Raw genomic sequence first — 17,576 nt, 5'->3', positions numbered from 1 at the left:
TCAGACGGCTCCGTGATGGGCGACCAGACTTTTCAGGCACTCAATGGCGTCCTGCCCTTTGAGAGAGGCCTGCCAGACTGATTCAAGCATGGTCTGGTGCGTTGTAACTGCTTCGGGAGACGACGTAATCATGGCAACGCCAGCAGAATTTTCTACGGCGCAATCACACAGAAACGGGTTAATGGCGACTGCCGCCAGTTCGCTCCTGCGCATGAAGATGCAGGACGTTATCGTGATATTTTTAGGAATGACGCTAAATTGAAGCCCCATCGGGACGGAATCAATTAAGGTAATAATATTCCGTATTTCCTGTACAGCAACCTGCCGCGCTTTATGCCGTAATGTTTCGGACATAGGGATCCCCGCACCAACCCCATGCGTCAGAAAATTTATAACCTGATTTTCGGGAAGCATAGAGGTAATGGAGGGCTTACGCTGGCTATACAAAGCACGCCGTTTTGACAGCGCTAGAATGACCGGTTGCGCCGAGGCAGAACGGAGTTCTTTTTCAGAATGGCTGGCATGTGCTTCCAGCAGGATGGCATCATACGCAGGCGATGTAACCTGATAGCAGACAGGGTCTGACACCTGAAGAATCTGCTCGATATCGCCTTCAATTTGTGTAATTTTTTGGAAAAAATTGTTTGGAGAACTATAATATTCGAATCCGACCCCCAGCAGGGTCAGGGGAGAAATGTTCAGGAGTTCAGCAAGTCTCTGGACAGTGTCCAGTTTAATCACTTCGCCTTTTTCGTAGCGATAAAGTGCTGCGCGGGAGACCCCAAGACGTGACGCAATTTCGTCAGCCCGCATCCCCGATTCAAGGCGAAAAGCTCTTAACTGCTGACCAATCTCACCAAGATGCATTGTGACGGCAGTCATGATCTCACCTTATGAATCAGTGTGTTATAAACAAAATTCTTTATCGAATAGTATCGTTAATAATGCGTTAATTAACATATTGTAAAACCCCGTCAATGCTACGGCCTGACAATCCCAGATACCAGCCCCCGGTATGTTTCTGCCGTAAGGCTGAAAAGGCTTTAACAGACCAGACAAAGCCCCAAATCCGTGGTTTACTGCTGTCATGATGGATGGGCTGACACTGACAACAGAACGGATCATGCTGGCTCTGCTCCTCGGGGGGATAGCCTACGGATGCGTCATCGTCCTCGCTCCGTTTTCCTCCGCTATTTTATGGGCCGGCGTGCTGACATACGCGACATGGCCCGTCTTCCAGCATCTCAGACGCCGGATGAGCGCTCTGGCCGCAAGCCTGGTCATGACGTTTCTGTGTGCTGTTGGCTTTGTTATTCCGCTTGCTTTTCTGGCGTCCACAACTATAGCCGCCAGTCCCCGCTGGGCCTCCCGCCTCAATGCTCTTTTCAGCTTTTCTCACCAGATTCCCCCTCCTCCCGTCTGGCTCACGTCCCTGCCCATGGTGGGGCAGGATTTTGCCAGCCAGTGGCAGCACTGGAGCCATGATTTTGATCATCTGGGGGCCAGTCTTCGGCCTTACGCGGGTGATATTATCCAGTCTCTTCTGGTGCTTTTCATGCAGGTTGCCAACGGAGCCCTGCATCTGGTGATGGCGCTGTTTATTGCGTTCTTTTTCTGGCTGAGTGGTTCTTCTCTTGGCGATACACTCAAGGCCGTCATCACCCGCATTGCGGGGCCACATGCCGGGCGGCACCTCCATATTATTGGCGGGACCGTGCGCGGGACAGTCTACGGCATTCTGGGGACAGCAATTATTCAGGGTATTCTGACCGGCGTCGGGTTCTGGCTGACGGGGCTTTCAGAGCCGGTTATGTTTGGTGTACTCGCAGCCTTTCTGGCAGTGTTGCCGATTGGCGCGCCACTGGTCTGGGTGCCTGCCTCCCTGTGGCTGATGGCGGACCATCACGTCGGGAAAGGGGTTCTGCTGCTGCTGTATGGTATCCTGCTGATTTCTGGCGCTGACCACATTATTCGCCCGCTTTTCATTGCGCGGGGGAGCAAGCTGCCTTACCTGCTGACCGTACTGGGCGTGATTGGAGGCGTTATGGCGTTTGGCGGTCTGGGAATTTTTCTGGGTCCAATCCTGCTTGCGGTGGGTTTCACGTTAACTGTTGAATTTGCCGCACAGCAACCATCGTCACATTCTTCAGATGATCAAAGGAGACTGCCTTCATGAGGCGTCATTTTCTCCGTCTCATGGATGCGCATCGCCGCAAAAAGCAGATCCGGCCCCTGAGTGCTGGAGAGCAGGACAGCACCAGAATTATAAGCTGGAACCTGCTGCGCAGAACCGGGGCGACGGTCCATGATGTTGTGGCGCTGATCGAAGCCGAAAACCCGGATATTCTGCTTATGCAGGAAGCCACGGCTGAAATTGACGTTCTCCCAGACATTCTTGGTGGGTACTACGCCCGTGCTCCCCTGCCCGGCCGTATTCACGGGCCTGCATGCTGGAGCCGGACACCCTTTGCACGCACACCTCGCGCCTGCACCATTCCTTCCGGCGCAGTTGTGAAGCGTCATGCCCAGATTATTGATTATGGTCCCTTCTCACTCGCCAATGTGCATCTCTCACACGGGCAGGTGCTGAACCGGCGGCAGCTTCGGCGTATTGCGTCGCTGCTTCCCGCACCCTGCGCTATTCTGGGGGACTTCAATCTTGTCGGGCCGACGATGGTGCCGGGCTTTAGTGACGTAGGGCCAAAAGCGCCGACGCATCGTATGGCCGATCTCCTTCCTATCCGTATCGACCGGTGCCTTGTAGAAGGTATGACCTGCCTGAATGCCCGCGTTCTGCCGGTTTTTGCCTCAGACCATCGGCCGATCGCGGTTCAGTTACGGCCTGATATCAAGGTTCTGGCGTCTGTTGCCTCATAGATACGGCATGAACAGACGGGCTGCCGCATCCCGGATCTGGATTAGTTTATTGCGTTTATCCAGATCATGATGCGTCAGGCGGCGGTTGCGAAGGTGGCAGATGAAATCATCCAGCATTTCTGCCATCAGCACATCGTAGGTTTCCATATTGATCTCGAAGTTCAGACGCAGGCTACGGATATCGAGATTGGAACTGCCAACAAAAGACCATGCCCGGTCAACCACTAACAGTTTGGAATGATTAAAAGGCGGATTGACGCGCCAGACGCGCACTCCAGCATCCAGCAAAGGGGAGATATTGGCAGCACAGGCCCAGTCAAGCGGTGGGTGATTGCTCTGGAGGGGGATAACAACATCCACCTGCACTCCCCGCAGAGCCGCAAGAGCCAGTTCCGACATAACGCGCGATCCCGGCAGGAAATAGGGCGTCATAAGCCGGACCTGCCGCCGGGCCAGCGTAATGGCCTGCAGCATGGTATATTCAATTTTTTCAAGGTCTGTATCGGGACCGGCCGTGACAATACGGGCGACAGATTCCCCGGAGCTGGTGTGCTCCTTGAAGTAAATGTCTCCGGCAAGAACTTCCTGCGTTACAAAATACCAGTCCCAGGCAATGGCTTCTGCCAGTTGTCTGACGACCGGCCCTTCAAGCTGAAAGTGGGTATCCGAAACCGGTTTGGGTGGCTTCTGGGATACGAGATTTTCATCCGCAATGTTCAGGCCGCCCATAAAGCCAGTCCGGCCATCAATCACCAGAATTTTTCGATGGTCGCGCAGGTTCAGGAACGGCATCCGCCAGGGCAACATGGAATGCATAAACCGTGCGCAGGGCACCCCTGCCCGCCTTAACCGGCGGTAGACAGGTGACAGAAAATAACCGCTTCCAATGCCATCGACCAGAACACGCACTTCAACACCGCGCTGCCGGGCAGCAATCAGTTTTTCGATGAAGACACCGCCAATCCGGTCATTCCGGAAAATGTAGGAACACAGCAGAATGCTATGGTCTGCCTTTTCAATTGCGTTCAGCATGAGTGGATAAGCACCATCGCCATCATGCAGGAGAACGATTTTGTTGCCCCCTACAAGCGGACGGCTGGTCAGTTTACCAACCATCGTGGCAAGGGGAGCAAACTGCCCGTTTAGTTCCCTGTTCCATGATGAACTGTGAGAGTCGTCAAATTTATGAGAGGAACGGCCGCTGACCAGCTTTTTGGCCAGACGGCGTACACGATTGATTCCAAACATGATGTAGAGCACCGTTCCCAGAGCTGGCATGAGAACACAAATGCCGATCCAGCCTATGGCCGAGGAGGTGTTTCTTTTTGTCAGCAGGATATGCAACGCAACACTTGTCACCAGCACAAAACGAATGATCGTGACTGTCACCAGAGAAAAACGCGGCAGAATATCAAACGTCATGGGGCACAATGCATCCAGAGAGGAATCAAACGGTGACAGGCAGATCTGATGCTATCGGACCGGAACCGACAAGACAAAGACTTGCGCGGCAGATACGTGGCGCACAGGCTTATCAGGACGGGCTGAGCGCGGAAGAGGCCGTCTGTTCCGCTTGTATAAAAGAAGGCTGGTCTATTCTATTAAAAAGAGCCCGCACACGCCGTGGCGAGATTGATATTGTCATGCGCAAAGGCAGTTTGATTTGTTTTGTGGAAGTAAAAAAGCGCAAAACATTACGCGGCGCCGCAGAATGTCTGACGATTGCACAGCAAAGGCGTCTTTATCGGGCAGCGGAATGTTTGCTGGCAGCGTATCCGCACTGGTCTTACGAAGAGTTACGGTTTGACCTGATTGCTGTGGATGAGCAGAACGCGCTGCACTGGGTAAGGGATATTATACGCCAGATGTAGAAAAAGCGCGATGCCAGAAGCAGACCGCGCTTTTTCAAAGACGTTAGAGGCCGAAGCGCATCAGGTACGATGGCGACGGGTTGCTGCATGGGACGCAGCATGTCTGGCAGGATGGTAGGAAACCAGATGCACCATGCTGTGAGACGCAGCGCCGTGAGACTGATGGCTTGCGACATGGACAACATGGCTGGCACGATGAACATGCACCACAGGTGCAGGCACTGCCGTAAGAGACGCGAAGGTCAGCTTGCTGGCTTCCAGATCAGAAATGACGCGTTCCGCGTGCGCTGAGGAGTTAACGGCAGAAACACCAGCGCTCAAACCAACAAAAGCGAAGGCACAGCGCATAAACGGAAAACGCATCATCAAAAAATCCCACCTCTGTTTGTCTGTTGCCAGACTACACAGCCCTCTGATTGCCTGACAACTTAAAAAATCAGGAAGCAGCCTTAAGAGGGATATTTTTTTCTTTCAGCAGCGTCTGCAGTTCCCCGGACTGGTACATTTCAGTCACGATGTCACACCCGCCGATGAACTCACCCTTAATGTAAAGCTGCGGAATGGTCGGCCAGTTTGAGAAGTCTTTAATGCCCTGACGGATGCTGGCATCGGCCAGAACATTCACGGATTTGAACGGAACACCCAGAAGCTCGAGAATCTGCACCACGCGCGCGGAAAAGCCGCACTGCGGGAAGTCAGCATCACCCTTCATAAACAGAATGACAGGGGTTGTCTCAATTTCGTTCTGGATCTGCTGTTTGACAGTTTCAGACATGAACCTGAATCCTTGCTAAAAAAGCGGAAAAATACGCCGTTCAGGGCGCAGACGTTTGCAGTGCAAGAGCATGGAGCTTGCCACCCATGTGGCCCTGCAGGGCCTGATAGACAAGCTGATGCTGCCTGACGCGGTTGAGGCCTTTGAAAGCCTCACTCACGATAGAACAGGAATAATGGTCACCGTCCCCGGCCAGATCATCAATTCTGATCTGCGCATCGGGGAAAGCCTGACGAAGATACGTCTCAAGTTCAGTGGCGGACATCGCCATGGCTTACAGATCCCTTTCAGTGACTCAATGGGCCATCAGGGCCGGAAAAAAGGCCTCATGTGCAGCAACAAGCCGTGCAGCAGATATTGTGACGCCACTGGGTAAAATCAAATCATTTCCGCCAGACTGGCCGATCAGACGTGCGGGAACGCCGGCCTGCTCTGCGCGGGCGCAGAACTCTGCGGCATTTTCCACACAAACCAGATAGCGGGCCTGATCTTCCCCAAACCAGAACGCTTCAGGCCGGATGCCGCTGTCGGGGCTTTCCAGTTCACAGCCAATGCCTGTGGCCATGATCATTTCCGCCGCAGCAACAAGCAGGCCGCCGTCAGACAGATCATGACATGCGGATACCGTGCCGCTGAGAATTTCCTGCCGCACGAAATCGCCGTTCCGCTTTTCAGCAGCCAGATCAACCGGCGGGGGCGCACCATCTTCTCGGCCCAGAATTTCACGCAGCCAGATGGACTGGCCCAGTTCTCCCCGGGTCTCCCCGATCAGAACAACGGCCTTGTTCTCGGGCATGCCCAGACCGACGGCTTTCTGCACATCATCCAGCACACCCAGTGCCCCAATGGCCGGGGTGGGCAGAATGGCCAGAGCAGAACCGTCCGGCTGGCGCGTCTCGTTATACAGAGAGACGTTGCCGCTCACGACCGGGAAGTCCAGTGCGCGGCAGGCATCGCCCATGCCTTCAATCGCCGCGACAAACTGCCCCATAATTTCCGGCTTTTCCGGGTTGCCGAAATTAAGGTTGTCCGTCACGGCCAGCGGGCGGGCGCCTGTTGCCGTCAGGTTACGCCATGCTTCCGCGACAGCCTGTGCGCCGCCGGTTTTCGGGTCGGCATGGCAATAGCGCGGCGTGCAGTCTGTTGTAATGGCCAGCGCCAGTGATGTGTCTTCAATTTTGACAATCGCCGCGTCAGCAGCACCCGGACGGCGGACCGTCTGACCGCCAACCGTGCTGTCATACTGGTTCCACACCCACGCGCGCGAGGCGAGATCTGGCGAGCCAACCATCTTGAGGAGGGCTGCATCCAGAGAAACTGGCGCATGCACCGGGCCAACCGGTTCCGGCACAACGGGTTTTGCGGCCGGACGATCGTAAATCGGAGCCTGATCCGCCAGCGGGTCCAGCGGAATATCGGCTTCCACCTGCCCTTTGTGCTTCACCACAATATGGCCTGTTTCCGTCAGATGCCCGATAATAGCGAAGTCCAGTTCCCATTTCTCGAAAATCTTGCGGGCGACTTCCGTGCGGTCCGGTTTGAGAACCATGAGCATACGCTCCTGACTCTCGGACAGCATCATTTCATAAGCCGTCATGTTCGGCTCACGCTGCGGCACGCCGTCCAGATCCAGTTCGATTCCGACCCCGCCCTTCCCTGCCATTTCCACGGCGGAAGAGGTCAGGCCGGCAGCCCCCATGTCCTGAATGGCGACGATGGCGTCCGTTGCCATCAGTTCCAGACAGGCTTCAATCAGCAGCTTCTCAATGAACGGATCGCCAACCTGCACGGTCGGACGCTTCGCCAGAGCATTTTCGTCGAACTCGGCGGAGGACATGGTGGCACCATGAATGCCGTCACGCCCCGTGCGGGAGCCAACATACACAACCGGATTCCCGACACCTGCAGCGGCAGAAAGGAAAATCCGGTCTTTCCGGGCGAGGCCAACCGTCATGGCGTTAACCAGCGGGTTACCGTCATACGCCGGGTGGAAATTGATTTCCCCACCAACCGTCGGCACGCCGACGCAGTTGCCGTAGCCGCCAATCCCGCGCACGACACCATCAATAATCTGGCGCGTGCGGGGCGTTTCCGGGTTACCAAAACGCAGAGCGTTCAGGTTGGCAATGGGGCGCGCACCCATGGTGAACACGTCACGCAGAATACCGCCCACACCTGTGGCGGCACCCTGATACGGTTCGATAAAGGACGGATGGTTATGGCTTTCCATCTTGAAGATGGCGGCATAACCCTGCCCGATATCCACCACACCGGCATTTTCACCCGGTCCATGAATAACCCAGGGGGCTGTGGTGGGCAGTGTGCGCAGCCATTTGCGGGAGGATTTGTAAGAACAGTGCTCGGACCACATGACCGAGAACACACCAAGCTCCGTCAGGCTGGGAGTGCGGCCCATAATGGTCACAACACGTGCATATTCTTCAGACGTCAGCCCGAATTCCCGGGCCAGAGAGTCATCAACGGTCTTTTTCACCGGACAAGAGCCTCCACAAGACCTTCAAACAGCGGCAGACCGTCCACGCCGCCCATCAGCGGGTCAACAAGATCTTCCGGGTGAGGCATCATGCCGCAGATACGAGTGTTTTCGCTCAGGATACCCGCAATGCTGTTTACGCTGCCATTGGGGTTGCTGGCATCATCATCTGCCTGCACCTGCCCTTTGGCGGTGGCATAGCGGAAAGCAATAAGGCCTTCGCCTTCCAGTCGGTCCAGCGTGCTCTGATCTGCCGTGTAATTGCCATCCCCATGGGCCAGAGGTGTGCGGAACACATCCCCTTTCTGCCACTTGTGGGTAAAGGGCGTGTCGGTGCGCTCCACCCGCAGATGGCAGTCCTGAGACAGGAAGCGCAGATTGGCGTTGCGGAGTAGCGCACCGGGCAGAAGGCCAGCTTCGGTCAGGATCTGAAAGCCGTTGCAGACGCCCAGAATATGGCCACCTTTTTGCGCAAAGCTGCGGATTTCCGTCATGATGGGAGAATGAGCCGCCATGGCGCCGCAGCGCAGGTAATCCCCGTAGCTGAAGCCGCCCGGCAGCACAACGAGGTCAATCCCGGTCAGGTCGGTATCGCGATGCCAGACCATACGGGGTTCCTGTCCGGTAACACGCCGCAGTGCGATAGCCATATCGCGCTCACGGTTAGTGCCCGGAAAGACAACAATCGCTGCTTTCATTTTGCGCCGTTACACGGGTAAGAGTCATGCAGAGCCTTGAAGACGCTTTCGCCCACAGGCTTGGAAAGCGCTTCAGAATGCGCCTTCAGCCATGTCAGAACTTTGACGCGCATGGCTGCGCCGTTTTCTGACGTCGGGACGCAGAAGCCAGCCGGAGCAGACGCATCGCCTTCATTCCGGTCGTTGATCTTGGAAAGAGCAACGGCATCTGCAACACCGGTGATATAGGCATCACAAACCGTGGTGCCAGCCGGACGGCTGCACACGCGGGCGAAGTTACCGGTCTGCATGGGGGAAATACGCTGGGCATGGGCCAGAGCAGGTGCCAGCAGCGTGCCGCCAAGGGCGATCAGAGCGAGGCGTTTCATCCCAGCACCTCTACCCTGAAGTCTTCAATGACCAGATTGGCCAGAAGATCCCGTGCCATGTCTTCGGCCTGCTTCTGGACGGCGGCACGATCTGTGCCGTCCACATCCAGATCAATAATTTTGCCAACCCGGACGTCATTCACGCCCGGAAAGCCCAGTGTGTGCAATGCGTGGCCGATGGCTTTCCCCTGCGGGTCAAGCACACCTTCCTTAAGCATGACGGTTACACGTACTTTCATGATGAAGCCCCCGTTCCTGTCGGCATAGTCACTGCATGGTCTCCGGACCCTTCATATCTCCGCCATTGCCTGCTTCGGGCAGAATGCCCAGTCTGCGGGCAACTTCCTGATAGGCTTCCCGGACGTTGCCCAGATCGCGGCGGAAACGGTCCTTATCAAGTTTTTCGTTGGTCTGGTTGTCCCACAGGCGGCAGTTGTCGGGCGAAATTTCATCCGCCAGAACAATCCGCATGTCATCGCCTTCCCAGGACCGGCCAAATTCGAGCTTGAAGTCGACAAGCTGAATGCCGATACCGCTGAACAGGCCGCACAGGAAGTCATTCACCCGCATGGCCATGGAGGTCATGTCCTCAAGATCATGAGGGCACGCCCATTCAAAAGCGATAATGTGATCTTCAGAGACCAGCGGATCATTCAGCGCGTCGTTTTTGTAGTAAAATTCCACAATGGTCCGCGGCAGACGTGTGCCTTCCTCAATCCCGAAGCGCTTGGCAATGCTCCCCGCGGCAATGTTACGGACAACAACTTCAAGCGGAATAATCTCGACTTCCTTGACGAGCTGCTCACGCATGTTGATGCGCCGGATGAAGTGCGTGGGAATGCCGATATCCTGCAGGAGCAGCATCAGATGCTCGCTGATGCGGTTGTTCAGCACACCCTTTCCGGTAATGACGCCGCTTTTCGCACCGTTGCCAGCCGTGGCGTCATCCTTGAAATACTGCACAAGAGTGCCGGGTTCCGGACCTTCAAAAAGGATTTTGGCTTTACCTTCGTAAAGCTGGCGGCGACGGGCCATGGTCATCCTTACCTGTCTTGAACGTTTAAAACCGATCCCTGCAACCGGTCCGGGGGAAGACTGTAAACAGCCTTCCCTTCTTCAGACGCGTCATAGCAGGCTTCGGCCGTGGAGGATATAGGGAGACCCCCGCTCACAGCGCCGGGCCGGGTTCCCCAAAGACTTTCTGATACAGGCCATCCAGCGCCTTCAGGTGCTGGCGGCTATCCATTGCGGCGTCCAGTGTTTCAGCCGGAATACGTCCGGAAATTTCCAGATCTGCGGCCAGATTTTCACGGAACGTGCGGCCTTCCGGTGTGCCGAGTTTGGTCCATGTTTCCATCGCGTTGCGCTGAACAATGCGATAGGCATCCTCACGGGAGAGACCTGCACGGGCCAGAGCCAGCAGAACCTCACCGGAATGGACAACACCGCCAAGGCTTTCAATATTGGCGGCCATCCGGTCCGGGTAGATCAGCAGCTTGCTCATCATGCCGGCCAGACGAGCCAGAGCGAAGTCCAGCCCGATTGTGGCATCAGGGCAGATGTTCCGTTCAACGGAAGAGTGGCTGATATCGCGCTCATGCCAGAGCGCCACGTTTTCCAGCGCGGGAATTACGGCGGAGCGGACAAGACGGGCAAGACCCGTCAGGTTTTCCGTCAGCACCGGGTTCCGCTTATGCGGCATGGCGGAGGAACCCTTCTGGCCTTTATGGAAGAACTCCTCTGCTTCACGCACTTCAGAGCGTTGCAGATGGCGCACTTCAATGGCCAGACGCTCAATGCCGCTGGCAATAACGCCGAGCGCACAGAAATAGGCCGCATGCCGGTCACGCGGGATAACCTGCGTGGAGACGGGTTCCGGCTTCAGGCCAAGACGTTCGGCTACATAGGACTCAACGCGCGGGTCCAGATGCGCAAACGTACCGACTGCACCAGAAATGGCGCAGGTGGCAATTTCCGCACGGGCGGTTTCAAGGCGCTCTTTGTTGCGGACAAACTCAGCATAGTGCCCGGCCAGTTTCAGACCAAAGGAGGTCGGCTCAGCATGGATGCCGTGGCTGCGGCCGATGGTCAGGGTATGTTTGTGCTCAAACGCACGGGTGCGCAGGGCATCCAGAACATCGTCCAAATCTTTCAGCAGCAGGTCAGTCGCCTGCGTCAGCTGCACAGCCAGACAGGTGTCCAGAATATCGGAAGACGTCATGCCCAGATGCACAAAACGGCTTTCCGGACCAACTTTCTCAGCAAGCCAGGTCAGGAAGGCAATGACATCGTGGCGGGTTTCAGCTTCGATCTCATCAATGCGCGCCAGATCGGCCCCGGAGAACGCGGCCATTGCGGCGTCGCCCTTTTCACGCACAACTTTTGCGGCGTCTTTTGGCACAGCGCCATATTCGGCCATGGCTTCACAGGCCAGTGCTTCAATCTCAAACCAGATGCGGTAGCGATTTTCAGGCGACCAGATAGCGGCCATAACGGGGCGAGTATAGCGCGGCACCATAACGCGGTGTTCCTCCTGAGAGCGGAATGATGCGCGCCTCTCTACCCGATTCCCGGCGCTACGTCTGCCCGTGAAACAAAAAACTTTGACAGTCGGGGCTATTTCAGGATGTTCAGCCCTTGATTTTCCCGGTCTCAGCTTCCCGAATCGGAGTTTTCGTGCACGGTTTTCTTGATGCTTTCAGCCTGAAAGCCCTTCTCGCATTCCTTCAGGTTGTGATGATTGATGTCACGCTGGCGGGAGATAACGCCGTTGTGATCGGTCTGGTCGTGCGTTCCCTGCCTGTCAGTGAACGACGGAAAGCGATTTTTGCCGGGATCGCGCTTGCGGCTGTTATCCGTATTCTCATGGCCCTTGTGGCCGTGCAGCTGCTTCAGATTATCGGCCTGACACTGGCTGGCGGGTTGCTGCTGGCATGGGTGTGCTGGCGTATGTATTGCGAGATGCGCGCAGGCCAGCATAACGATGCCGAGGGTGATCCCCCGCCCGGCAGCTTTGGCAAGGCCGTGTTCCGCATTCTCCTCGCTGACCTTTCCATGAGTCTGGATAATGTGCTTGCCGTGGCCGGAGCAGCGGCGGAACATCCGGCTGTGCTGGTCGTCGGTCTTGTGCTGTCAGTCTTGCTGATGGGGGTTGCTGCATCCTTTATTGCCCGTCTGCTGGACCGGTATAAGTGGATTTCCTGGGTTGGTCTGCTGATTGTTCTGGCAGTTGCCATCGAACTGATTGTGAAAGGCGGCGGTGAAGTCTGGACGCATCTGCCGCTCTCTCACTAAAGGGCAGACGCCGTTCTTTTCGCCCGGCAGATCATGACTTGCCAGCGCATGCGGGATCGCTGATCTTCCGGGGATGTCAGTTTTACATTTTTCCGCATGGCGTCGGCAGGCATCTCTGCCGCTGGCTTTTCTGCTTCTCAGCGCATGCTCAGCGCCTGCTAAGACGGGGCCTTCTGCCGCCGGACCGGCATCTCAGGTCACGGAACCGCAGTCCGTGGCTGTTCCTGCCTCCCAGACATATGCAACAGGTTCCGTGTCCGACCGCCTGACCGTCTGGCTGACTCTGGTCGGTTCATCACATGCAAGTGCTCAGGACTATGCGGATTTTCTAAAAACGCGCCCGGTGTGGCCACGCTGGCAGCTTTTGCAGACCCGGATGCAGCAGGCCTTATCCAAAGAGACTGATCCTGCTGTTCTGGCCCGTCTCTGCACACAGACGCTCACCTACGGTCCTGCTCTTGCGCAGTGCGTCTCCCAAGGGGGTAGTGCGACGTCCGGGCTTGCTGGCCATCTCGCAGCAGAGGCAAAGCAGGCTTGGATGAACGGGAATGATTCCGCCGCGGCGGCGACTGCTCTGTCCGGCACATTTCCGCAGGTTCTGACGCCTGAGGCCTCATGGCTTCGGTTTAACCGTGAAGAAAAAGCGGGCTCTCTGGCCGCTGCGCGTCAGACTCTTCCTTATCTGAGCGCATCCCGCCAGAAGCAGGCGCAAGCACGCCTCGCCTTTCGGGCGAACGACCCCGGTGCAGATGCTCTGGCAGCCGCCCTGCCCGCTTCTGAGGCAGATGATCCATATCTGATTCTGGACCATCTGCGCTGGCTGCGCACGCAGAAGCGTGACGCCGAGGCGGCAGCACTCTGGAAAACGACCGGGGTGCAGGCCGAAGCAAAAGCCCGCCATCCGGCTTTCTGGCGGGAGCGCGACGCGCTGGCGCGGGAACTGCTGCAGGACGGGCAGAATGACGATGCGTTGTCTCTGGCGAACGATACCCTCACCACCGGCACAAATCGTCTGGATGCACAGTTTCTCAGTGGCTGGATTGCTTTGCAGAAAATGCACAATCCCGCGCAGGCAGACATTTTTTTCAGGCCTCTGGCTGATTCTGCGTCGCTAATTAGTAAGAGTCGCGGATTTTACTGGCTCGGGCGGGCCCGCCACGCCGCGCAGGATGACGTATCCGCACAGGCCGACTGGCAGAAAGCAGCTGGGTATCCCGGTACGTTCTATGGCCAGATGGCTGCCGCACAACTGGAGGGAAATGAGGCGACACTCCTTGCCCCGGAGCATATTCCGCCGTCCGTCACAAAGGCACTGGCTGCGGAGCGTGAGCCATCAGCCTCTGCCAGCCGCCTTGCGGGGAGCGACCTTGTTCAGGCCGCGCAGTTGCTCGTGTCATGGGGGGATAAGCCGCATGCGCGGGATTTCCTGACCCTGCTTAGCCAGCAACTTGTTTCCGTCTCAGACAAGCTCGCCTTGTGTGATCTGGCCATGAAGCTCGGCTTGCCGGATGTGTCCGTCGCAGTTTCTCGTCAGGTGGGGCGTGACGGGCTTTTTCTGCTCCATTCCGGCTGGCCTGCGCCGTATGCTTCTCCGGCGTCGGGGCTCCCGTCCGGACTGGTGCTGGGTCTGGCGCGTCAGGAAAGCAACTTTAATCCGGACGCTATCAGTTCCTCCAACGCTATTGGTCTGATGCAGCTTAAACCCTCGACTGCCGGGGATATGGTGCATCGGGCTGGTGTGTCTGCCTCGGCGGCAACAGCATCCGGCTTGCATGACCCGAACAATAATCTGGCGCTTGGCTCGGCCTATCTGTCTTATCTTCAGGACAAATTCGGCTCTGTCGTGCCCTACATGGCTGCGGCTTATAACGGGGGGCCGGGCCGGCTTTCCCGCTGGCTTGCTGCCTCGGGAGATCCGGGCCGCAGCGGAGCCTCTCAGGATGAGATGATCGACTGGATTGAATCCATTCCCTTCTCGGAAACCCGGAATTACGTTCAGCGCGTGTGGGAAAACATGACCATTTACGCAGCGATGGGGAAATAAGCATGACACCGTCCCGTTTGCTGGCAACATTCGGCGGATGTGGTCTGGCGCCTCGTGCGCCCGGTACCGTCGGGTCTCTGGCCGCGTTGGCGCTGGGGCTCCCGCTGCTCAGGCGGCCCAAAATCCTGCTCGGGGCGATTGGTGCTGTTTCCGTCGCGGGCTGGTGGGCGGCTGATCAGGCGGGAGATGGAGAAGATCACAGCTGGATTGTGATTGATGAGGTTGCTGGCATGTGGGTCAGTCTGCTGGCCTGCCTGCCAGAAAACCCGGAGGACCCTGCGTCAACCCGCAGAAGTCTCGGCCTTGCCGTGCTGGCGTTTGCCCTCTTTCGCCTGTTTGATATCAAAAAGCCGGGACCTGTCGGGTATATGGATCAAAAACATGGTGCCACAGGGATCATGGGGGATGATCTGATAGCAGGCGCTATGGCCGCTGCCTGCATTAAATCAGTCCGGTTAATGGCGCGTCACATGCCCTTTTCCCGAGGTTGAACGCAATGTCTTTTTCTCTTCTAGCCCCCGACTTCGCGTTGGAACTGATAGAGCAGTCAGGTCTGCTCCTTGAAGCCCTTCGGAAAGCAGACGCAAAACTGGTGACGGCAGAAAGCTGCACAGGCGGGCTGGTGGCGGCACTTCTGACGCATCATGCAGGCTCTTCTGATGTCACTGAGGGTGGCCTTGTAACCTATTCTAACAGCATGAAGCGCTCTGTGCTGGGGGTTGGCACCGCGACGTTACAGAAGTTTGGTGCGGTCAGTGCTGAGACGGTGCGAGAGATGGCTGCTGGTGCTCTGGGTGTCGCGCAGGATGCAACGCATTCTGTCTCTGTTTCCGGTATTGCCGGTCCGGGTGGGGGTTCAGCAGATAAACCTGTTGGGCTGGTCTGGTTCGGTACGGCCGTGCGAGACGGTGACGTGCAGGCAGACTTCCGGATTTTCAAAGGGGACCGCACAGCTATTCGCTCTCAGGCGGCCATGCATGCTCTTAATCTTGTTTTGCAGCGTGTTTGGCTAACGTCTTCGTATATAAAAAGAGCGTTAGAGGGATAGCCCTCTAACGCTCTTGATGATCAATCCTTTAATGCAGATTAAGCTGCAAATTCAGGACCTTATTGTTTTTTTTTACTGACCAGAAACCGGAGCATTAGCCGGGACCGTTGCGGTCGGCGCGGCAGGAGCCGTCACACTCGGCATAGCCGGGGCCGTGGGAGCTGCCGGAGCCGTAACGCCCGTGCCAGCAGCCGGGACGCCAACTGTCGTGCCCGGAACAACGGCGGTCGGAGCAGTCGGGGTCGCAGCAAAAGCAGGGGCATTTGCGCGCTGCGCGTCAGACAGGCTCTTGCTGTTCAGATCATCGGTGGAGGAATCACCGTTGGCTGCTTTTTTTGCAGCGGCTTCATGCGCAGCATGTTTATGGGCGTGGTGCGTAGCCGCAAAAACCGGGATTGCAGCCAGCGTGGCGGAAATGAGAGCCGTCGCAGCAAAGATTTTTTTCATAATCGTCTGTCCTTATTCAAAACGCCGGACTGCTTTTATAAAAAGCAATTTTCCAACAGATTGGTAATGTATAGAAAATTGCGTCCCGTAACAACAACCCTGCGTATTTTAGGGGGAGCAGCCTGCCCCGCCTATCGGTGAACTATTGGGCAACCGGATGTTCATCCGGTAAAGATGCCACTGTCTCCGGTGGTCCGTACACGTCCCGCGCCCGGCGCAGAAATGCGGAAACCATGAGACGAACAGCTTCTCCAAACACAACGCCAATAGCGGCCTGAAGGATGCGGGACCGGAATTCAAAATCGACAAAAAATTCCACAACACAGCCACGAGGGTCAGGTGTGAATTTCCACAGATTTTTAAGGTAGCGGAACGGCCCCTTTTCATACTGCACTGTAATGGTGTCGGGCCGGTTGAGCGTTACGCGAGAGGTAAAACTCTCCCGGAAGGGACCAAACCCAACTGTGAGATCAGCAACCAGCTCCGTTGCGGTGCGCGTGCGGACGCGCGCAGCAACGCACCAGGGTAGAAAATCCGGGTAGTGTTCAACATCTGCAACAAGATCAAAAATCTGGTCAGCCCTGTACGCGAGAACACGCTTTTCTGCGTGTTTAGGCATCAGTTCGCCCCCGCAAGGCGGGCATTGCGTGTCTGCCGCAATTCAGCAAAATCCGAGTCAGCATGGTAGGATGAACGGGTCAGCGGACTTGAACTGACCTGAAGAAAACCTTTGACGCGAGCCATTGCGCCATACTCCTCAAACTCAGTGGGGGTGACAAAACGGGCAACGGCCGCGTGCTTCACCGTAGGCTGCAAATACTGGCCCATTGTAATAAAATCTACATCCGCAATGCGCAGATCATCCATGACCTGAGCGATTTCCATTTTCTCTTCCCCCAACCCCAGCATCAGGCCGGACTTGGTGAAAATAGAGGCATCAAGCTGCTTTACACGGTCGAGCAGGCGCATGGACTGATAATAGCGCGCGCCGGGGCGGATGCTGGGGTAAAGACGTGGCACAGTTTCCAGATTGTGGTTGAAAACATCAGGGCGTGCCTCAACAACAACTTCCAGAGCTTTGTTTTTACGTAAAAAATCTGGCGTGAGAATTTCAATGGTCGTCTCGGGTGCTGCATCCCGGATTGATGTGATAACCCGTGCAAAATGCCGTGCCCCGCCATCTTCCAGATCGTCCCGGTCCACGGATGTAATCACCACATGGCGCAGCCCCAGCTTGGCGACAGCCTCGGCCACGCGGGCTGGTTCGTCCGCATCCAGCGCGTGCGGCAGGCCTGTGGTGACATTGCAGAAGGAACAGGCGCGCGTGCAGATCTCTCCCATGATCATCATGGTCGCATGGCGCTGAGACCAGCATTCCCCGATGTTGGGGCAGGCTGCTTCTTCACATACCGTCACCAGACGGTTGTCCCGCATCAGTTTACGTGTTTCGTGATACACGGGGTGCGTTGGCGCTTTAACGCGGATCCACTCGGGTTTGCGGGCAATCGGGTTGTCCGGCCGGTGTGCCTTTTCCGGGTGGCGGGCTTTACTGGCTCCGCCTTTCCGATGGTCAATCAAGACGCGTGTTGACATGGTATCACCCGCTCCCACAGCTCCGGGTTTAAAAAGAACTGGAACGCTCTTACTGCTGCGTCAAGGT

General features: G+C 56.5%; 22 protein-coding genes. 7 read left to right on the top strand and 15 right to left on the bottom strand.

Annotated features, from left to right (window positions below; translation table 11 throughout):
- Together KP699_RS02985 and KP699_RS02980 are read right to left on the bottom strand one after the other, a co-directional pair.
- On the bottom strand, positions 1-882 hold the full coding sequence (locus KP699_RS02985) for a helix-turn-helix domain-containing protein (RefSeq protein WP_215761577.1): 882 nt from the start codon (positions 880-882) through the stop codon (positions 1-3).
- A 24-nt stretch (positions 883-906) separates the two neighbouring features.
- Positions 907-1,125: a hypothetical protein gene (locus tag KP699_RS02980; RefSeq protein WP_167552520.1), complete on the bottom strand. Its 219-nt coding sequence runs from the start codon at positions 1,123-1,125 to the stop codon at positions 907-909.
- Between KP699_RS02980 and KP699_RS02975 the strand changes: the two genes are divergently transcribed.
- Positions 1,088-2,176 carry an AI-2E family transporter gene (locus tag KP699_RS02975; protein WP_086655214.1) on the top strand — a complete coding sequence of 363 codons (1,089 nt, stop codon included), beginning with the start codon at positions 1,088-1,090 and terminating at the stop codon, positions 2,174-2,176. The two genes, KP699_RS02980 and KP699_RS02975, sit on opposite strands and share 38 nt — an antisense overlap.
- Positions 2,173-2,877, top strand: coding sequence for an endonuclease/exonuclease/phosphatase family protein (locus KP699_RS02970; RefSeq protein WP_077929951.1), 705 nt, complete (start codon positions 2,173-2,175; stop codon positions 2,875-2,877). Before KP699_RS02975 ends, KP699_RS02970 begins: the two co-directional genes overlap by 4 nt.
- Here KP699_RS02970 and cls read toward each other — a convergent pair.
- Positions 2,872-4,299: a cardiolipin synthase gene (cls, locus tag KP699_RS02965; protein ID WP_215761576.1), complete on the bottom strand. Its 1,428-nt coding sequence runs from the start codon at positions 4,297-4,299 to the stop codon at positions 2,872-2,874. The two genes, KP699_RS02970 and cls, sit on opposite strands and share 6 nt — an antisense overlap.
- 32 nt (positions 4,300-4,331) lie before the next feature.
- Between cls and KP699_RS02960 the strand changes: the two genes are divergently transcribed.
- Positions 4,332-4,748: a YraN family protein gene (locus KP699_RS02960; RefSeq protein WP_308164798.1), complete on the top strand. Its 417-nt coding sequence runs from the start codon at positions 4,332-4,334 to the stop codon at positions 4,746-4,748.
- Between the two features lie 60 nt (positions 4,749-4,808).
- Here the strand turns inward: KP699_RS02960 and KP699_RS02955 are convergent, their stop codons facing one another.
- From KP699_RS02955 to purB, 9 genes are all read right to left on the bottom strand, one after another.
- Positions 4,809-5,114, bottom strand: a complete 306-nt coding sequence (locus KP699_RS02955; protein WP_077929949.1) for a hypothetical protein — start codon at positions 5,112-5,114, stop codon at positions 4,809-4,811.
- A 70-nt stretch (positions 5,115-5,184) separates the two neighbouring features.
- Entirely contained in the window at positions 5,185-5,523 is a 339-nt protein-coding gene (grxD, locus tag KP699_RS02950) for a Grx4 family monothiol glutaredoxin (RefSeq protein WP_215761574.1), read from the bottom strand.
- A 40-nt stretch (positions 5,524-5,563) separates the two neighbouring features.
- The gene (locus tag KP699_RS02945) at positions 5,564-5,794 is read right to left on the bottom strand and encodes a BolA/IbaG family iron-sulfur metabolism protein (RefSeq protein ID WP_077929948.1); all 231 of its coding nucleotides are present in this window, start codon (positions 5,792-5,794) and stop codon (positions 5,564-5,566) included.
- Between the two features lie 24 nt (positions 5,795-5,818).
- Complete coding sequence (gene purL / locus KP699_RS02940; RefSeq protein WP_215761573.1) at positions 5,819-8,017, bottom strand: phosphoribosylformylglycinamidine synthase subunit PurL; 2,199 nt, start codon at positions 8,015-8,017, stop codon at positions 5,819-5,821.
- Complete coding sequence (gene purQ / locus KP699_RS02935) at positions 8,014-8,715, bottom strand: phosphoribosylformylglycinamidine synthase subunit PurQ (RefSeq protein WP_025825087.1); 702 nt, start codon at positions 8,713-8,715, stop codon at positions 8,014-8,016. The genes purL and purQ overlap by 4 nt, the downstream gene beginning before the upstream one ends.
- Entirely contained in the window at positions 8,712-9,083 is a 372-nt protein-coding gene (locus KP699_RS02930) for a Rap1a/Tai family immunity protein (RefSeq protein WP_215761572.1), read from the bottom strand. The genes purQ and KP699_RS02930 overlap by 4 nt, the downstream gene beginning before the upstream one ends.
- Positions 9,080-9,322, bottom strand: a complete 243-nt coding sequence (gene purS, locus KP699_RS02925) for a phosphoribosylformylglycinamidine synthase subunit PurS (protein ID WP_086655209.1) — start codon at positions 9,320-9,322, stop codon at positions 9,080-9,082. Before purS ends, KP699_RS02930 begins: the two co-directional genes overlap by 4 nt.
- A 28-nt stretch (positions 9,323-9,350) precedes the next feature.
- Positions 9,351-10,118, bottom strand: a complete 768-nt coding sequence (gene purC, locus KP699_RS02920) for a phosphoribosylaminoimidazolesuccinocarboxamide synthase (protein ID WP_025825081.1) — start codon at positions 10,116-10,118, stop codon at positions 9,351-9,353.
- A 133-nt stretch (positions 10,119-10,251) separates the two neighbouring features.
- On the bottom strand, positions 10,252-11,601 hold the full coding sequence (purB, locus tag KP699_RS02915) for an adenylosuccinate lyase (protein ID WP_215761571.1): 1,350 nt from the start codon (positions 11,599-11,601) through the stop codon (positions 10,252-10,254).
- A gap of 158 nt (positions 11,602-11,759) precedes the next feature.
- Between purB and KP699_RS02910 the strand changes: the two genes are divergently transcribed.
- The 4 genes from KP699_RS02910 to KP699_RS02895 all read left to right on the top strand — a co-directional run bounded on the left by KP699_RS02910 (position 11,760) and on the right by KP699_RS02895 (position 15,469).
- Positions 11,760-12,377 carry a YjbE family putative metal transport protein gene (locus KP699_RS02910; RefSeq protein ID WP_025825079.1) on the top strand — a complete coding sequence of 206 codons (618 nt, stop codon included), beginning with the start codon at positions 11,760-11,762 and terminating at the stop codon, positions 12,375-12,377.
- Positions 12,378-12,591: 214 nt separating this feature from the next.
- The gene (locus KP699_RS02905; RefSeq protein WP_308164797.1) at positions 12,592-14,421 is read left to right on the top strand and encodes a lytic transglycosylase domain-containing protein; all 1,830 of its coding nucleotides are present in this window, start codon (positions 12,592-12,594) and stop codon (positions 14,419-14,421) included.
- A gap of 2 nt (positions 14,422-14,423) precedes the next feature.
- Complete coding sequence (locus KP699_RS02900; protein ID WP_215761569.1) at positions 14,424-14,912, top strand: phosphatidylglycerophosphatase A; 489 nt, start codon at positions 14,424-14,426, stop codon at positions 14,910-14,912.
- Positions 14,913-14,917: 5 nt separating this feature from the next.
- Positions 14,918-15,469 (top strand): CinA family protein, encoded by a 552-nt coding sequence (locus KP699_RS02895; protein ID WP_215761568.1) that lies wholly within the window; start codon positions 14,918-14,920, stop codon positions 15,467-15,469.
- A gap of 72 nt (positions 15,470-15,541) precedes the next feature.
- On the opposite strand, the gene KP699_RS02890 is transcribed toward KP699_RS02895, so the two are convergent.
- The 3 genes from KP699_RS02890 to lipA form a co-directional block, all read right to left on the bottom strand.
- A complete protein-coding gene (locus tag KP699_RS02890) occupies positions 15,542-15,916 on the bottom strand; it encodes a hypothetical protein (protein ID WP_215761567.1) in 375 nt (124 codons plus the stop codon).
- Between the two features lie 142 nt (positions 15,917-16,058).
- Positions 16,059-16,535 carry a type II toxin-antitoxin system RatA family toxin gene (locus tag KP699_RS02885; RefSeq protein WP_215761566.1) on the bottom strand — a complete coding sequence of 159 codons (477 nt, stop codon included), beginning with the start codon at positions 16,533-16,535 and terminating at the stop codon, positions 16,059-16,061.
- Positions 16,535-17,509 carry a lipoyl synthase gene (lipA, locus tag KP699_RS02880; RefSeq protein ID WP_212353392.1) on the bottom strand — a complete coding sequence of 325 codons (975 nt, stop codon included), beginning with the start codon at positions 17,507-17,509 and terminating at the stop codon, positions 16,535-16,537. The genes KP699_RS02885 and lipA overlap by 1 nt, the downstream gene beginning before the upstream one ends.
- Positions 17,510-17,576 lie beyond the last annotated feature (67 nt).

The organism is Acetobacter sp. P1H12_c, assembly GCF_018811975.1.
In the GTDB taxonomy this organism is placed as follows: Bacteria; Pseudomonadota; Alphaproteobacteria; order Acetobacterales; family Acetobacteraceae; genus Acetobacter; species Acetobacter persici.
The sequence above is the reverse complement of the archived record's forward strand: the minus strand, read 5'-3'. Positions and strand labels throughout refer to the sequence as shown.

Bases quoted from the DNA above. Each gene is read 5' to 3' on its own strand.
- KP699_RS02985 (WP_215761577.1), bottom strand. From the start codon at position 882: ATGACTGCCGTCACAATGCATCTTGGTGAGATTGGTCAGCAGTTAAGA.
- KP699_RS02975 (WP_086655214.1), top strand. From the start codon at position 1,088: ATGATGGATGGGCTGACACTGACAACAGAACGGATCATGCTGGCTCTG.
- KP699_RS02980 (WP_167552520.1), bottom strand. From the start codon at position 1,125: ATGATCCGTTCTGTTGTCAGTGTCAGCCCATCCATCATGACAGCAGTA.
- KP699_RS02970 (WP_077929951.1), top strand. From the start codon at position 2,173: ATGAGGCGTCATTTTCTCCGTCTCATGGATGCGCATCGCCGCAAAAAG.
- cls (WP_215761576.1), bottom strand. From the start codon at position 4,299: ATGACGTTTGATATTCTGCCGCGTTTTTCTCTGGTGACAGTCACGATC.
- KP699_RS02955 (WP_077929949.1), bottom strand. From the start codon at position 5,114: ATGATGCGTTTTCCGTTTATGCGCTGTGCCTTCGCTTTTGTTGGTTTG.
- grxD (WP_215761574.1), bottom strand. From the start codon at position 5,523: ATGTCTGAAACTGTCAAACAGCAGATCCAGAACGAAATTGAGACAACC.
- KP699_RS02945 (WP_077929948.1), bottom strand. From the start codon at position 5,794: ATGGCGATGTCCGCCACTGAACTTGAGACGTATCTTCGTCAGGCTTTC.
- purQ (WP_025825087.1), bottom strand. From the start codon at position 8,715: ATGAAAGCAGCGATTGTTGTCTTTCCGGGCACTAACCGTGAGCGCGAT.
- KP699_RS02930 (WP_215761572.1), bottom strand. From the start codon at position 9,083: ATGAAACGCCTCGCTCTGATCGCCCTTGGCGGCACGCTGCTGGCACCT.
- purS (WP_086655209.1), bottom strand. From the start codon at position 9,322: ATGAAAGTACGTGTAACCGTCATGCTTAAGGAAGGTGTGCTTGACCCG.
- purC (WP_025825081.1), bottom strand. From the start codon at position 10,118: ATGGCCCGTCGCCGCCAGCTTTACGAAGGTAAAGCCAAAATCCTTTTT.
- purB (WP_215761571.1), bottom strand. From the start codon at position 11,601: ATGGTGCCGCGCTATACTCGCCCCGTTATGGCCGCTATCTGGTCGCCT.
- KP699_RS02900 (WP_215761569.1), top strand. From the start codon at position 14,424: ATGACACCGTCCCGTTTGCTGGCAACATTCGGCGGATGTGGTCTGGCG.
- KP699_RS02895 (WP_215761568.1), top strand. From the start codon at position 14,918: ATGTCTTTTTCTCTTCTAGCCCCCGACTTCGCGTTGGAACTGATAGAG.
- KP699_RS02890 (WP_215761567.1), bottom strand. From the start codon at position 15,916: ATGAAAAAAATCTTTGCTGCGACGGCTCTCATTTCCGCCACGCTGGCT.
- KP699_RS02885 (WP_215761566.1), bottom strand. From the start codon at position 16,535: ATGCCTAAACACGCAGAAAAGCGTGTTCTCGCGTACAGGGCTGACCAG.
- lipA (WP_212353392.1), bottom strand. From the start codon at position 17,509: ATGTCAACACGCGTCTTGATTGACCATCGGAAAGGCGGAGCCAGTAAA.